This window comes from Pseudomonas sp. Con_6 (genome assembly GCF_059379395.1).
On record NZ_CM182011.1, the window covers coordinates 4,505,554 to 4,519,861 of the forward strand.

At 63.6% G+C, this 14,308-nt stretch carries 16 protein-coding genes; 8 read left to right on the top strand and 8 right to left on the bottom strand.

From position 1 onward, the window contains the following. Positions 1-3 precede the first annotated feature (3 nt). From AC5QPF_RS19940 to AC5QPF_RS19965, 6 genes are all read right to left on the bottom strand, one after another. Positions 4-711 (bottom strand): LrgB family protein, encoded by a 708-nt coding sequence (locus AC5QPF_RS19940; RefSeq protein ID WP_494959530.1) that lies wholly within the window; start codon positions 709-711, stop codon positions 4-6. Then, a complete protein-coding gene (locus tag AC5QPF_RS19945) occupies positions 708-1,067 on the bottom strand; it encodes a CidA/LrgA family protein (protein ID WP_494959531.1) in 360 nt (119 codons plus the stop codon). Before AC5QPF_RS19945 ends, AC5QPF_RS19940 begins: the two co-directional genes overlap by 4 nt. A gap of 5 nt (positions 1,068-1,072) precedes the next feature. Continuing rightward, positions 1,073-1,957: an EamA family transporter gene (locus AC5QPF_RS19950; protein ID WP_494959532.1), complete on the bottom strand. Its 885-nt coding sequence runs from the start codon at positions 1,955-1,957 to the stop codon at positions 1,073-1,075. 225 nt (positions 1,958-2,182) lie between these two features. After that, positions 2,183-3,364 carry an MFS transporter gene (locus AC5QPF_RS19955; protein WP_494959533.1) on the bottom strand — a complete coding sequence of 394 codons (1,182 nt, stop codon included), beginning with the start codon at positions 3,362-3,364 and terminating at the stop codon, positions 2,183-2,185. A 434-nt stretch (positions 3,365-3,798) separates the two neighbouring features. Further along, positions 3,799-4,086, bottom strand: coding sequence for a DUF2218 domain-containing protein (locus AC5QPF_RS19960; RefSeq protein ID WP_494959534.1), 288 nt, complete (start codon positions 4,084-4,086; stop codon positions 3,799-3,801). 162 nt (positions 4,087-4,248) lie between these two features. Next, positions 4,249-4,551 carry a YciI family protein gene (locus AC5QPF_RS19965; RefSeq protein WP_494959535.1) on the bottom strand — a complete coding sequence of 101 codons (303 nt, stop codon included), beginning with the start codon at positions 4,549-4,551 and terminating at the stop codon, positions 4,249-4,251. 418 nt (positions 4,552-4,969) lie between these two features. On the opposite strand from AC5QPF_RS19965, the gene AC5QPF_RS19970 reads away from it, so the two are divergent. The 3 genes from AC5QPF_RS19970 to AC5QPF_RS19980 all read left to right on the top strand — a co-directional run bounded on the left by AC5QPF_RS19970 (position 4,970) and on the right by AC5QPF_RS19980 (position 6,214). Next, a complete protein-coding gene (locus tag AC5QPF_RS19970; protein ID WP_494964214.1) occupies positions 4,970-5,365 on the top strand; it encodes an ACT domain-containing protein in 396 nt (131 codons plus the stop codon). 148 nt (positions 5,366-5,513) lie between these two features. Next, on the top strand, positions 5,514-5,810 hold the full coding sequence (locus AC5QPF_RS19975; RefSeq protein WP_494964215.1) for a type II toxin-antitoxin system MqsR family toxin: 297 nt from the start codon (positions 5,514-5,516) through the stop codon (positions 5,808-5,810). Positions 5,811-5,812: 2 nt separating this feature from the next. Continuing rightward, positions 5,813-6,214, top strand: a complete 402-nt coding sequence (locus tag AC5QPF_RS19980) for a type II TA system antitoxin MqsA family protein (RefSeq protein ID WP_494959536.1) — start codon at positions 5,813-5,815, stop codon at positions 6,212-6,214. A gap of 111 nt (positions 6,215-6,325) precedes the next feature. Here the strand turns inward: AC5QPF_RS19980 and AC5QPF_RS19985 are convergent, their stop codons facing one another. Beyond that, positions 6,326-6,754 carry an SRPBCC family protein gene (locus AC5QPF_RS19985; RefSeq protein ID WP_494959537.1) on the bottom strand — a complete coding sequence of 143 codons (429 nt, stop codon included), beginning with the start codon at positions 6,752-6,754 and terminating at the stop codon, positions 6,326-6,328. Positions 6,755-6,932: 178 nt separating this feature from the next. Between AC5QPF_RS19985 and AC5QPF_RS19990 the strand changes: the two genes are divergently transcribed. The 5 genes from AC5QPF_RS19990 (at position 6,933) to AC5QPF_RS20010 (ending at position 12,859) form a co-directional block, all read left to right on the top strand. Beyond that, the gene (locus AC5QPF_RS19990) at positions 6,933-9,041 is read left to right on the top strand and encodes a c-type cytochrome (RefSeq protein WP_494959538.1); all 2,109 of its coding nucleotides are present in this window, start codon (positions 6,933-6,935) and stop codon (positions 9,039-9,041) included. Positions 9,042-9,168: 127 nt separating this feature from the next. Continuing rightward, on the top strand, positions 9,169-9,534 hold the full coding sequence (locus AC5QPF_RS19995) for a hypothetical protein (RefSeq protein WP_494959539.1): 366 nt from the start codon (positions 9,169-9,171) through the stop codon (positions 9,532-9,534). A 132-nt stretch (positions 9,535-9,666) separates the two neighbouring features. After that, positions 9,667-10,146, top strand: a complete 480-nt coding sequence (locus AC5QPF_RS20000; protein WP_494959540.1) for a hypothetical protein — start codon at positions 9,667-9,669, stop codon at positions 10,144-10,146. Further along, positions 10,143-11,774 carry a GMC oxidoreductase gene (locus tag AC5QPF_RS20005; protein ID WP_494959541.1) on the top strand — a complete coding sequence of 544 codons (1,632 nt, stop codon included), beginning with the start codon at positions 10,143-10,145 and terminating at the stop codon, positions 11,772-11,774. The genes AC5QPF_RS20000 and AC5QPF_RS20005 overlap by 4 nt, the downstream gene beginning before the upstream one ends. Positions 11,775-11,794: 20 nt before the next feature. Beyond that, positions 11,795-12,859, top strand: coding sequence for a ferritin-like domain-containing protein (locus AC5QPF_RS20010; protein ID WP_494959542.1), 1,065 nt, complete (start codon positions 11,795-11,797; stop codon positions 12,857-12,859). A 30-nt stretch (positions 12,860-12,889) separates the two neighbouring features. On the opposite strand, the gene AC5QPF_RS20015 is transcribed toward AC5QPF_RS20010, so the two are convergent. Then, positions 12,890-14,308, bottom strand: a complete 1,419-nt coding sequence (locus tag AC5QPF_RS20015) for an aldehyde dehydrogenase family protein (protein WP_494959543.1) — start codon at positions 14,306-14,308, stop codon at positions 12,890-12,892.

The window sequence follows — 14,308 nt, forward strand, 5'->3', positions numbered from 1 at the left end:
ATTTCAGATCGTCATCCACCCCAGAATCACCGGCAACAGCACCGCCGTCCCCACGCCCATCAGACTCATCGCCAGGGCGGCATAAGCCCCCTGTTCCTGCCCTTCTTCCAGTGCCCGCGAAGTCCCCACCGCATGCGCGGTCAGCCCCAGCGCCATGCCCACCGCCGCCGGATGCGTTACCCGCGCGAGCCTCAACAGCGGCGGCCCGAGAACGGCCCCAAGGATACCGGTGAGCAGAACGAATACCGCCGCCAGCGCAGGGATCCCACCCGCCTGCCCGGCCACCAGCATGGCAATCGGCGAAGTGACGGATTTCGGCGCCAGGGTCATCAGCAATGGCTGGTCGAGTCCGACCAGACGCCCCAACCACAAGGTCGACGCCGTGGCCATGACCCCGCCACACAGCACGGTCAGCAGGATCGGCCCGAGCAGGCGGCGGATGCGCGCCAGGTTCTGGTACAGCGGCACTGCCAGGGCCACGGTGGCCGGCCCGAGCAGCAGGTTGAGGATGCCGACGCCCGCCAGATAGTCCTGGTACGAGATTCCGGCGAACACCAGCACGCTGATGATCAGCGCGGCGCTGACCAGCACCGGCTGCAGGAATACCAGGCCGCTGCGCCGGGCGATCCACAGCGCCAACTGGAACGTCAGCAGGGTCAGGGCCAGGTGGAACAACGGGTGCCCCAGCACCGGACGCAACACCTCGCTCATGGCTCACCCCGCTGACGACGGCGCACCAGCACCTGCATCAACCAGCCACTGAGCACCAGCGCAGGCAGCAGCGACAGGCACAGCACCAGCAGCAATACCCCGCCAATCGGGCGGATCACCGCGAACCAGGCCATCACCCCCACCGCCGCCGGCACCAGCAGCAGCGGCATGCAGCGCAGCAGCCAGCCGGCGGCCTGCTCGATGGACTCGCTCAACTCGCCGCGCAGGCAGAGCCAGGCCAGCAACAGCACCAGGCCGACGATAGGCCCCGGCACTGCCGTCAGCCACGTCGAACCGACCAGCGAACCGAGCAACTGGAAGATCACCAGTTCCGTCAAACCCTTGAGCACCTGCACCGCACTTACCTCCGACCGGTCAACAGCGATCCGGGCCGGGCCAGGGTGGGCAGCACCACCAACAGACCACTGGACAGGATCAGGACAATGCCCCACCAGGCCAACAGGCCCGGCAGGCTGGAATAGAGGACGAAGCCCAGCAGCGCGGCAAAGGGAATCTGCACGTAGGTGAAAGGCGCCAGGCGGGCCGGCGTGGCCCGGGCATAGGCGGCGGCGAACAGCCAGTGCGCCAGGGTACCGGCCAGGGCCATGCCCGCCAGCCCCAGCCATTGCGCTGCCGAGGGCTGCGTCCAGAACCACGGCAGCAGCACGCTGCACAACAGCAGCGCGAACACGCCCAGCCACAAGGTCGCGCTGTGCGCACTGTCGGCGCCGGCAGCCTGGCGCGTGGCGAGTTGGTAACAACTGAGGAAGAACGCCGCCGCACAGGGCAACAGCGCCGCCCAGGTAAACAGCCCGCTCGCCGGATTGACCACCAGCGCCACCCCGACCAGGCCGAGCAGCACCGCCAGCCATTGCCCGGCGTGCACGCGCTCGCCGAACACCAGGCGGCTGAGCAGCAGGACGAACAGCGGCGCGAGGAAATTCAGCGCCGTCGCCTCCGCCAGCGGCACATGACGCAGGCCGGCAATGAAACAGATGCTCAATGCCACAAGAAACAGCGCCCGCAGGAAGTGCAGGTCCGGCCGCCGGCAAGCCCAGGCCCGCCCGTCACGACGCAGCAGCGCCGCGCCGCCCATCAACACGGCCTGTCCCAGGTAGCGCGCCCAGATCACCACCACGACGGGCAGACCCTGGACCATGTGCCGGGCGATGGCGTCATGCGCGCAAAGGCCGGCCACGGCACAAACGATCAAGGCAGCCGCGCCCCTGAAAGCATTCGGATTCATGACGCTCCCGACAATCGCGGGGCCCCGCCGTCCACGCCACGAACAGGCGCAGGACCACGGAGCCGGAAGAAAAAAACCCACGGCAGGACGTGGGCAAAGGTGCCGATAAAGGCCGCTTGCCGGAGCGTTCATGGCACTGTCCGACAAGCAATGTAAACGATTACATTCGATGAGCGCAGATTACCGTTCGAGCGGGACGAACGCAAGCGCCAGGCAACAAAGTCTTCAACCTGCCACCGCCTTGGGTGCGGTGCGCAGCTCCAGCTGGCCTTTCCACGCCACCAGGCTGACCACCAGCATCGCCACCAGTGGCAGCAGCATGCTGTAGTGCAGGCCGATATGGTCGGAGGTGGCGCCGATGATCGGCGGGCAGACCAGGAAGCCCAGGTAACCGATTGTGCCGTTCAGCGCCAGGCCCAGGCTCGGTGCCTGCGGGCAGGCCTGGGCTGCCTTGCTGTAGAGGATCGGGGTCATGTTCGACAGGCCCAGGCCGACCAGCATGAAACCGGCGATCGCGGTCAGTGGCGCCGGCGCCAGCACCGCCAGGGCAAAGCCGGCGACACCGAGCAGCCCGGAACAGACCAGTACGCAATCCCGACCATGACGCAGGATCAGCGGGTTGCCAGCCAGGCGCCCGACTGCCATGGCAAAGCTGAAGCCGCCGAAGGCAAAGGCCGCGATGCCGGTGCTGGTGCTGGCCACGTCGGTCAGGTACTTGGCACTCCAGTTGATCATCGAGTTCTCGGTGAACAGCGACATGATGGTCAGCATGGCCACGATCAGCAGGGTCAGGCTCGGACGGATCGTCACCTTGTTCTTCTGCGCCTCGGTGACCTGGGCCGGCCGCAAGTGACGCAGTGGCCCGGCACAGGCGAGCGTGGTCAGCAGCATCAGCACGGCAGCGAAACCCAGGTTGAACAGCGCACTCAGTTCATAGGCATCGAATAGCGACACCACCCCTGCCCCAGCCATGCCGCCGAAACTGAAGGCCGCATGGAACCACGACATCAGCGGCCGGCCCTCCTGTTCCTCGATGATCGAGGCATGGGTGTTCATGGAGATGTCGATCACGCTGTTGCAGATGCCGAAGAACAGCAGGATGGCGAAGAACACCTCGTAGGACGGTGACATCACCAGCAGCGGCAACGAGATGGACAGCAGGATGCCGCCCAGCACGATGGCCGCCCGACTGCCCAGTTTGTTGGCGACGCTGCCGGCGAGGAAGATCATCAGCATGGTCCCGGCGGCGAACATGCTCAGGGCGGCGCCGAGCTGGCCGTCGGTAAGGCTCAGGGCCTTGCTGATGGCCGGGATGTTGGTGGCCCAGATCCCCAGCACCAGGCCGTTGACGAAGAAGATCAGGGTGGTGGCGTAACGTGAGGACTTCAGATCGGTGGTGAGGCCCATGGGCAAACTCTCTGTGGCGGAACGTTCTTGTAATCGGGCGGTGCTGCACGCGGCCCGGTGGCTTCAACGATGTTGGCCGACAAGACCAAGTAATCGTTTACAAACGTTTTCAGCCCAATGATCACTGAGTATGGTCGACTGCACGCTCGCAAGATGGAATGCCGACGAAAGCGCCTCAGCCGGTAACGCTCGGTTTCAATTGGAATGAAGCAGGATGTAAACGTTTACAAAGCAGTGTTCATGCCAGTTCGTCCAACCCTCCCGTCCGAGACCGGCAATAACCTTCTGCTCCGCGGCCGCCGGGGGTTGCATGAGGGTGCGAGCGCGACAGGACTGACACGCCAGCCCTGTATGCTTTGGTAACACTGGAAACAGGATCCGCCCGCAAATGGGCCAATTTCACCCAGTGCTGCACCGGCTTCGTGCAACGCTGCTCAATCGCGACGCTGCCAGGCGAAGCTCAACGTCTCCCCCGCCGCAGCATTGCGCTGCAGATGATCGACGATCACCACTTCCAGCTCGTCCATCTCGTCCGCCGGCCCCCAGGCCTCGACCCACAGGCCCTCGTCCACGACCTTGAGCAGACAACCGCTGCCGCCGAAGTCGATGCGGCTCTGCCCGTCCTGCTGCTCGACCTGGAACTTGTGAGCCCAGTGCCGGGACAGGCGGTTGATCAGGCGCTGGGGTTGTTCGGTGGGGGTGGTGGCCTGGCTGTACAGCATGGGGATGCTCCTCGAAAAAGTGAATACATTAACGATATGCACGATCCGCCCGCAACGCAATGACCGGATCCCCCCAGGTCACCCCATGCGGGTATGGGTTGCCTTCCCCGCTGGGCCTGGCATCGGTCGCATTCAACGAGCCGTGTGCGGTCTTGTGGGGCTCTAGTCGCGTGGCAGTTCGCAGACCGTTACGCTGCCTCCCGCCTCGTACACCGGGTTACCGGAAAGAAACGCCCTGGCCTCTTCAAGGCTGCTTGCACGGACCCGAATAAAGCCACTGAGGTCGCTGTCCTCGGGCTGATCCGGCCGACCTTTGCGCAAGCGCAGCCCGGCACCGATCGAACTGCCGCCCTCGAACTGCCCGGTGCCCTGCAGCCAGGCCAGGTATTCGCTCCAGCGTTCGAGGTCTGCGGCCGCCTGCGGATTGTGCGCATCGCGGTGCATCAGCAGCATGTAGTCGTTCATTGATTTCCTCCTGAAATGCCTGATCAAGGCCGCTATCATGCCGGAGCCGATCGAGGAGTGGTCAAGGTCGTGTCAGGTTTGTCGTTCGCCATCCTCCTCAGGAACAGCGTGGTCTCTGTGGGAGCAGCTGTCGGCTGGTGGTGCTGGGTATCGTGTGTTGATCCATTTTTGATGGCGACCCTTAGTCACCTTGGCAAATGGATCAACACACGATACCCAGCACCAACCCGGTGGATGTAGGCAAGTACTTCAGCCACAAACCGAGGCCGGATTTCGCTGGCAAAGTGAAGGACAAGAAACCGGTGGATGCACGGTATTGAGGTATCAGCACTGCTGATCGTGCATCAGCAACTTTGATTCCCCAGGACGCAATTCGCCAGCACACTGGATGCCCCTGTTCACCATGAGCGATCTTCCAATGGCTGGCGAAACCTCCCTCACCGCACTGCTACGCGGCATGAAACCCCTGCTGAACGACGGCGAATACGTGTTCTGCCAGGTACCCGACGCAACCTTGCTCAAGGACGAGGAGGTGCTCGGCAGCTTCCGCGAACAGGAAGGACTGACCGCAATCCTGGAGCGTGGCCGAGCCGATGCGCTAGGCCTGGAGTACGGCTACGTCGCGGCGTGGATCACCCTGACCGTGCATTCCGCGCTGGAGGCCGTCGGCTTGACCGCGGCGTTCGCGGCGGCGCTGGGGAATGCGGGGATCAGTTGCAATGTGGTGGCGGCGTATTATCACGATCACATTTTTGTCGGCGTGCAGGATGCGGCCAAGGCTATGGAGGTTCTACACCAGCTTTCGCAAGGTTGAAGCATCTCGAAATCCATTCTCCGTCCCCACGCACATCTCCCTTTTGCACAATCCCCCGGCTGTTGAACACGGCCGGGAGCAAGCGCTTCAGCGACCCCAGCCATTAACCAAGTTGCTAAATTTAACCTGGTAGGTTAGCGTGACGTCTATGGAAAAGAGGACTCCACATTGCAAGCTGTCGGTGATCAAGGACCTGATCAAAGCCGGGAAAATACGCTCAACCTTGACAGCCCTGAAGGGTGGAGCCGCGTTAGGGCTCGACTTCGACGGGATCGTCGAAGTCATCATGGCGCTGACCGCCAAGGACTTCCACAAGAGCATGAGTGCTCATGCCGATCACAGGGTCTGGCAAGACGTGTATCGAACCGGCACGACAGTCGGAGAGGTCTATCTGAAACTCACGGTCGTCGATGACGTCCTCATCGTGTCCTTCAAGGAGTTGTGAACATGAAATGCCCATCGTGCGGAGCAGCAGAACTGGTAAACGACACCCGCGACCTGCCTTACACCTACAAGAACGCGTCGACCACTCTGGCGGCAGTCACCGGCGAGTTCTGCCCGGCCTGCGGCGAATCGGTCCTCGATGCGGATGAGTCCGCTCGTGTGAGCGCGGCGATGCTGGAGTTCAACAAGCAGGTGAATGCTTCGATCGTGGACCCGAGCTTCATCGCCAACGTTCGCAAGAAACTCGCGCTCGACCAGCGTGAAGCTGCCGAGATCTTCGGTGGGGGGGTCAATGCCTTTTCACGCTACGAGAATGGCAAGACCAAACCGCCCTTGGCGTTGGTGAAACTGTTGAGAGTGCTGGATCGTCATCCCGAACTGCTTAGCGAAGTCCGGGCATCCTGATCCGCCCGGATTTCGCCCTGCGTTGTACAAGCTGGCTTGCCAGCGATGAGCATGGGTATCTACACAACTGCGGATGGCTCCCGGAATCATTGCGGGAGCGCACTGCCCCGACTACCCGGCAAACTGCTGCCGCAAGTAACCGAGCCCGCCTTCGTAGATGCCCTGTACAACCTCCACCGCCTGCCCATCGGAAACGCCCGCCGCCTCGAACCACCCACTCCACACCACCCGGCAACCACCCTCGCCCAGATCCTCGACCCGCACCTCGGACTCATACCCGCTCACCGGCAGCGGTGATTCAAGAATGCAGTAACGATAACTGCGCTCGCTGTCCGACCAGGCCAGCAGCCGCTCCTTGATGTTCCCGCCCCCGTCCAGCGCCAGCAGACGTTCCGCTCCCACCTCATTGTTGCGGCCCGCGACCAGCTCACTGCCGGTCACAGCCGGATGCCAGACGTGCAGGCCATTGAAGTTGCCAACGATCCGCCATACCGCCTCCGCGCTCGCCTGCAACGTCACCTCACCCTGTGTCGAATTCATGCTCCCACCCCTGTCGTCATTGTTCGGGACCCCGAGTCTTCCAGCCCGCGCCCAAAGACGCATCTGTACTTTGGAAGCAATTCATTGATGAAGATCACTACGCGCGCAAATCAAATAACCAAAAGTAAGGACTCAATAACTAAAAAACATAACGACCTTCAAACGGACCTGATCGTTCATGAACACAACCGTGCAAATCCTCGCTGCCGCCGCGCTGGCCAGCGTCCTGTCCCAGGTGTGGGCCAGCGACAACGCCAGCCCCCCACAGATCATCGACGACCTTCCCGCCGACTACGCCGCCGACCTCGACAACCTCACCCGCTCCCAGGTGGAACGTGGCCGCTACGTTGCCCGCCTCGGCGATTGCGTGGCCTGCCACACCGGCGCCGACCGCAGCAAGCCCATGGCCGGCGGCCTGGCCCTGGAGACGCCGTTCGGCGTGCTCTACTCCACCAACATCACCCCGGACCGGGAAACCGGCATCGGCAACTACAACTTCGAACAGTTCGACCGGGCCATGCGCAAGGGCGTGACGGCCAACGGCGACAACCTCTATCCGGCCATGCCCTACCCGTCCTACGCACGCATCAGCGCCGAGGACATGCAGGCGCTGTATGCCTACCTGATGCAAGGGGTCAATCCGGTGCGCCAGGAAAACCGCGCGCTGGAGATGGGCTTCCCGTTCAACCAGCGCTGGGGCCTGACCCTGTGGAACTGGATGTTCCTTGATGATCAGATGTTCACCGCCAACCCGGCCCAGAGCACGGAATGGAACCGCGGCGCCTATATCGTCCAGGGCCTCGGCCACTGCGGCGCCTGCCATACGCCACGGGGCATCGGCTTCCAGGAAAAGACCCTGTCCGAGGCCGGAAAGCGGGGCGAATACTTCCTCGCCGGCGAGACAGTGGAAGGCTGGCGCGCGTTGAGCCTGCGCAACCTGTGGACCCCGGAGCAGACCGCCGAGATGCTCAAGACCGGGCGCAACAGCCACGGCACGGTGTCCGGCAACATGGTCGACGTGGTCCAGCACAGCACCCAGTACATGGAGGACGCCGACCTGCGTGCAGTGGGCGTGTACCTGAAGTCGCTGCCGTCATCCGAGCATGACAAGCCGATGCAGGTCGCCCAGGGCCCCGTGCCGATGATCACGCCGCGCTCTACCACGCCGACCAACCTGTTGGCCTCCCGTGGCGGGCTCGGTTACCAGCAGTTCTGCGCCGACTGCCACCGCGCCGACGGCGCCGGGGTCAAGGGCGTGTTCCCGCCGCTGGCCGGCAACCCGGTGCTGATGTCGGAAGATCCCTCGACCCTGGTGCATATCACCCTGACCGGCTGGCGCTCGGCGCAGACGGCGGACAGCGCACGGGCGCTGACCATGCCGTCGTTCGCCCGCCTCAGCGACCAGGAGATCGCCGAGATCCTCAACTTCACCCGCGACAGCTGGGGACGCCAGGCTGCCAAGCCTATCCCGGCGTCCACGGTGGCCGAGATGCGCAAGCGCCTCGACGTGAAGAACCTCGACCACCGCCCCTTCGAAACCCCGCGCCTGGCCGACCTGCTCAAGGAGCCCAATGCGGACCAGCTCATCCTGGGAGCCCGGCTGAACACCAACACCCACGAAATGCTCCCGGCCAACGTCGGCAACGCCCTCAACTGCGCCAGTTGCCATCTCAACGCGGGCACCGTGGCGGACGGCTCGCCCTATATCGGCGTGTCGGCGTTCTTCCCCAGCTATGCGCCGCGGGCTGGCCGGGTGATTACCCTGGAGGACCGTATCAACGGCTGCTTCCTGCGTTCGATGAATGGCAAGCCGCTGGGGCTGGAATCGGTGGAGATGAAGGCGATGGTGGCCTATTTCGACTGGATGAAGCGCGAGACCAGGCCGCAGGACAAGGTCGAAGGCCGAGGCGTGGGCAAGATCGACCCGAGCATCGTACCCAACCTGGAAAACGGCGAGAAGCTCTACGCCGTGCAGTGCGCGCTGTGCCACGGTAATGACGGCGAAGGCATACGCAATGCGGCTGGCAAGTGGGTCTACCCACCGCTGTGGGGTGACGATTCCTTCAACATCGGCGCCGGCATGGCCCGCACCTACACGGCAGCGGCATTCGTGAAGAAGAACATGCCAATCGCCTTCCACGAGGGCTTCCCCCTCGGCCAGGGTGGCCTGACCGACCAGGAGGCGGTGGATGTGGCGGAGTACTTCAGCCACAAGCCGAGGCCGGACTTTGCAGGGAAGGTCAAGGACTGGCCGAAGGACAAGAAGCCAGTGGATGCACGGTATTGATGCTTGTGGTCGCCTGGGCCATTCAAGGCCCAGGCTGCACACTTGAACAGCATCAAATTGCCACTACACTCTTTAAGCCCGCACACTTAGCAGGGGCAAAACGCATCATGAATTCAAGGAATGAACCATGGCCATCAACTCAACCCTCATCTGTAACTTCACCCTCTCAAGCCCCCTGGACCTGAATGTTTCCTTCGTCAGCAATGACGGCGGCGCCAGCTACGGCGGACAAATCACGATTTTCACACCCGTCACCGCCGGGCCGGTCACCACCGGTCTCTGGGATAACGACGGCAATGTGTTCTTCACCCTGTACCTGACCGAAAACCCCGAGGTCAATTGCGTGGTCAACTCCGGCTCCCGTCCAGGGTCCTGGGACCCGTACATCACCATCGCCCGCGAATCCGGCCTGACCTGCCAGATCAGCGAGCCGCAGCAAGTCAGCGAAAACGAATACAACTACACGCTGACCGTGACCCAAACCGAAGCCTGATCGACTGCTGCCACCGCACCCGGGCGGGCCCGCCGACGCGAGAAACGACCTCTCTCCGATCGTCCGACCGGCCGTGGAACCTTCCGCGGTCGGCGCCACGGTGCACGGCATCTTCCATGGAGGAAGTCTCGCATGTACCAGCAACCCATCAACCACCCGGCCAATCTCGGCGCCGAGCCCCTGGCCCGGGAGGTCTACGAGGCCATGTACGGTCTCTTCGAGCACATCTGCCGTTTCTGGGGAAACCTGGATGATCCGCAGCAGTACCGGTCGCGGCTGTTCGTGTTCATGGACAACCGGATCAGGCTGCACCCCGAGTACCGCAGCATCTATACCCACGCCCGGCTGACCCTGGAAGAACTGGTCGAGTCCCTGGGCGAGGAGCAGGCCTACCGGACCCTGTTCACCGACCCGGCTGCCAACCAGGCACCGCCGCAGACACCCCTGGCACTGACCCGGCAGAAGGTCTCCAACGAGTTCATCGCCTTCCAGGTCTCGCAAGGCGGCTTCAAGAGATTCACCGGCGCCATCAACTACCCCGGCTACATCGCCGGTGCCTTCATCCCGGGAGAGCCCGCGCCCTACCGCACTGGCGAGGAGAACGCAGCATGAACACGGACGTGTTGATCATCGGTTCCGGCGTGGCTGCGGCGGCCATCGCCAGCCGCCTGCTGGAAGCCGACCCGCAGCGCTCGATCCTGATCCTCGAAGCCGGCACCCGGGTGAAAATGCAGGACCAGGCGCTGTGGGACGACTTCATGGTCTCGGGCGGCTCGTACGCGAAGCTGCCCTATGCCAAGTACAACGACCTGGACTACCCCCAGCACGACGTTCCAGGTGAAAACCTGAACATCGGCAGCACCGTGGTGCCGCTGGCCGGTGCCCGGGTCATGACCTACGGTGGCTCGACCATCCACTGGGGCGGCTGGAGCTTCCGCCTCAAGGCCGAAGACTTCAAGCTGCGCAGTAACACCGGCGAAGGCGCCGACTGGCCGATCGACTATGGCGACCTAGAGCCCTTCTACAACCAGGCGGAGTGCTATATCGGCGTCTCGGGTGACTCCGACAACCAGGACCCGCCTCGCTCGGCCCCCTACCCCTTCCCGGCCTTCCCCTACACCCTGGAGGACCAGCCTGTCGTCACGGCGATGGACGCGCTGGGGATGAGCACCGCCCACGTGCCGATCGCCCGCCATGGCATCACCGACACCACTTCCCGCCATGCTCCGTGCAAGACCACAGGTACCTGCAAGTACTGCCCGTTCGGCGCCCGTTATGCGGCACCCAACTTCCTCAATGACATGACCGCGTGGGGCAACTTCCCCAACCTGCGGATCATGGACAATTGCGTGGTCGAGGAAATCAACATGGCCTCCCGTCAGCGCGCCGAAGGCGTGACCTGCCGCAACAAGCTGAGCGGCGAGTTCCTGACCATCGAGGCCAGCACGGTGATCGTCGCCGGTGGCGCGATCGAGTCGCCCAAGCTGCTGCTGCGTTCGTGCTCCGAACATTGGCCCGAAGGGATCGGCAACGACCACGATCTGGTCGGGCGCTATTTCGTTACCCACCCGTACTTCGTCTTCACCGGCAAGCTCCAGGGCAACCCCGAACGGCTACAACCCGAAATGGACTTCCCGACCCTGTGCAGTCGTTACTTCGACAGCCCGCAAGAGCAGGCCAAGGGCAAGTTCGTCCTGATCAACCCGCCCAGCTCATTCGCCACGCTGGTCAACGACAAGCCGTTGAGCGTGGCGCAGATGATGCAGAACGGCATGACGCCCGAGGCCATCGAGGCCGCCGTGAAAGGTCCGGCCCAAGTGCAGATCCACGGCATGGTGGAGATCCCCAGCGAACGCAAGAACCGGGTGTTGAACCTCGATATCCGCAACCATATCGGCCTGCGCGAAACCATCGTCGACTACTCACAATCCGACGACTTCAACACACGCATGCAGGAAATCAGCGGCCATGTCGGCAAGATCTTCGAGGCCATGGGTGCCACCCCGCCCGGCCCGCCGAGCGTTTCCTGGCGCGCCGACCACGCGGCCTGTACCTGTCGCATGGCGGAAGACGAGGAGCACGGCGTGGTCGACAAGGACCTCAAGGTCTTCGGTGTCGACAACCTGTATGTCTGCTCCAACGCCGCCTTCCCCAACACCGGGGCAATCAATCCGACCCTGACGCTCACGGCACTGGCACTGCGCCTGGGCGAGCGCCTGGCCACGCAGGTGCAACCATGACAACCGGAGGGCAAGCCATCATGAGTACCCTGGAACAGGAAAAAAACGAGCTGGGCCGCTGGTTGCAGACCGCCATGACCCTGGAACTCTCCACCATCCCCCTCTACATGACCGCGTTGATCAGCATCAAGCCCGGCAAGAACCGGGTGCCTGCCAACATCCTGCGCAGTGTGATGATGGAAGAGATGCTGCACCTCTCGCTCGCCGGCAACCTGCTCAGCGCGATCGGCGGCAGAGCCTGCTTCAGCGCTGAAAACGTTCCGTCGTTCCCCTTGACCCTGACGTTCAACGGCAAGCAGTTCAAGGAACGGGAGTTCGCCGCCAACCTCGGCCCTTTCAATCCCGACAACCTCCAGATCTTCACCCAGATCGAACTGCCGGAAGGCTGGAACGAGGGCTTCGCACTCATGGCCGTCGAGCGGCTCGACGTCCCGGGCTATACCATCGGCGAGTTCTACGAGACGATTGCCAGCAAGCTCGAAGACCTGTGCAACGACTACGGCGAAGCCGCAGTCTTCACCGGCGACGTCAAGCACCAGTTGGGCCTGGACTACTACTGGAGCGGCGGCGGCAGCCCCATCGTCATCGCCGGCCTGGAATCGGCGCGGCGTGCTATCCAGGTCATCGTCACCCAAGGTGAAGGGACCCGCCATGGAGTGGACGATGACGACCAGCACTATTTCGACCAGCCGGAAGAAGTGGCGCACTTCTTCCGTTTCCGGGAAATCCAGTTCAAGCGGCATTACCAGCCTGGCGACAAACCCCACGGGGAACCCAGCGGCTTGCCGTTCGAGGTGGACTACGCCGAGGTCTATCCGATCGTGAGCAACCCCCGATCAACGGACTACGCCCTCGACCCGGTGATGTCGGCCCTCAATGACCAGTTCAACCGCCTGTACTCACTGATGCTCTACCAGATCGCCGAAGCCCTGAACGGCGCGCCTGGGGCGATGTACACGGCCATCCTGAACAGCATGCACGAGATGACCGCCACGGCCCTGAAAATGGTGGCGACACCTGTCGCCAACGACCCGCAGCAGCGGCATGGCGCGCCGTCCTTCGAATGGGTGCAGCCTATGACCTGACGGCACTGTGCTGCGCTGAGAGATCTGCCCTCACTGACCCGGCTCGTTCAGGCACACCACCTTGGGCTGGGTCATTTCCTCATAGGCGAAGCGCACCCCTTCCCGTCCCAGGCTGCCGTACTTGAAGCCACCGAAAGGCATGGCATCGAAGCGGTAGTCGGACGAGTCATTGATCATCACCCCACCCGCCTCCAGGCGCCGCGCCAGTTTCAGGGCGGTGCCCAGGTCGCGGGTGAACAGGCCGGCGTGCAGGCTGTATTCCGGGGCGTTGGCCAGGGTGATTGCGTCCTCCAGGTCGTCGAACGGCTCCAGGATCACCACCGGGGCGAACACTTCCTGCTGCCACAGCTGGCTGCCATGGCTGACGTCCTCCAGTACGGTGGGTGCGTACAGCGAGCCTTGTCGGCGATGGCCGCAGAGCAAGGTCGCGCCTTCATCCAGCGCCTCCTGAACCCGTTGTTCGGTACGCCGTGCGGCCTGTTCCGTGACCATGGGCCCGACATCCGTCTCACGCCGCGCCGGGTCCCCCGCCAGCAAGGCCTGGGTCGCCGCGACGAAGTGCTCGCGGAACTCCCTGTAGATCTCCCGTTGCACCAGGATGCGCTGGGTACCGATGCAATTCTGCCCCGCCGCCCAGAACGCCCCCGAAACACAGGACTCCACGGTAGGCAGCAGGTCGCAGTCGGCCAGCACCAGCACGGGGGCATTGCCGCCCAGGTCCATGGCCAGCTTCTTCAGGCCGGCTGTGCGGGCGATGGCCTCGCCGGTGGCGAATCCGCCGGTGAAGGAAATCATCCGTGCGTCACGCAGTTCCACCAGCGCCTGGCCCAGTTCGATGCCGCCAGTGGCGGTGGTCACTACGTTTTCCGGTAGTCCCGCGTCCCGCAGGCAATCCACCAGTTTCAACGCCGACAGCGGCGCCAGCTCCGAGGGTTTGAGGATCACCGCGTTGCCACCGGCGATGGCCGGGCCCAGCTTGTGCGCGACCAGGTTCAGCGGGTCATTGTACGGCGTGATCGCCACGATCAGGCCCAGCGGCTCACGGCTGAACCAGCCCTGCCGGCTTTCCGAGCCCTCGTAGGCATCGAAGGGCACCACCTCGCCGGCATTGCGCCGGGCTTCCTCGGCAGACAGTTTCAGCGTGTTGACGCAGCGCTTCACCTCCTTTTCCGCCTGGCGCAGAGTCTTGCCCGCCTCGGCGACGATCAGCCCGGCGAACGCCTCGGCCTCGGCTTCCACGCGCCGCGCGGCGTCTTCGAGAATCCGCGCGCGACGATGGCGCGGCATCGCCGCACTCTCGATCACGCCGGCGCGGGCACGCTGTGCCAGCGCGGGCATATCCGCCGCGCCCTGGCACGGCACGCGGCCGACCAGGCGGCCGTCGAACGGGTTGAATACCTCGATATGGGTCGGCGTGGAGGTCTGCAAGGTCATCAGGGACAGGGTCAT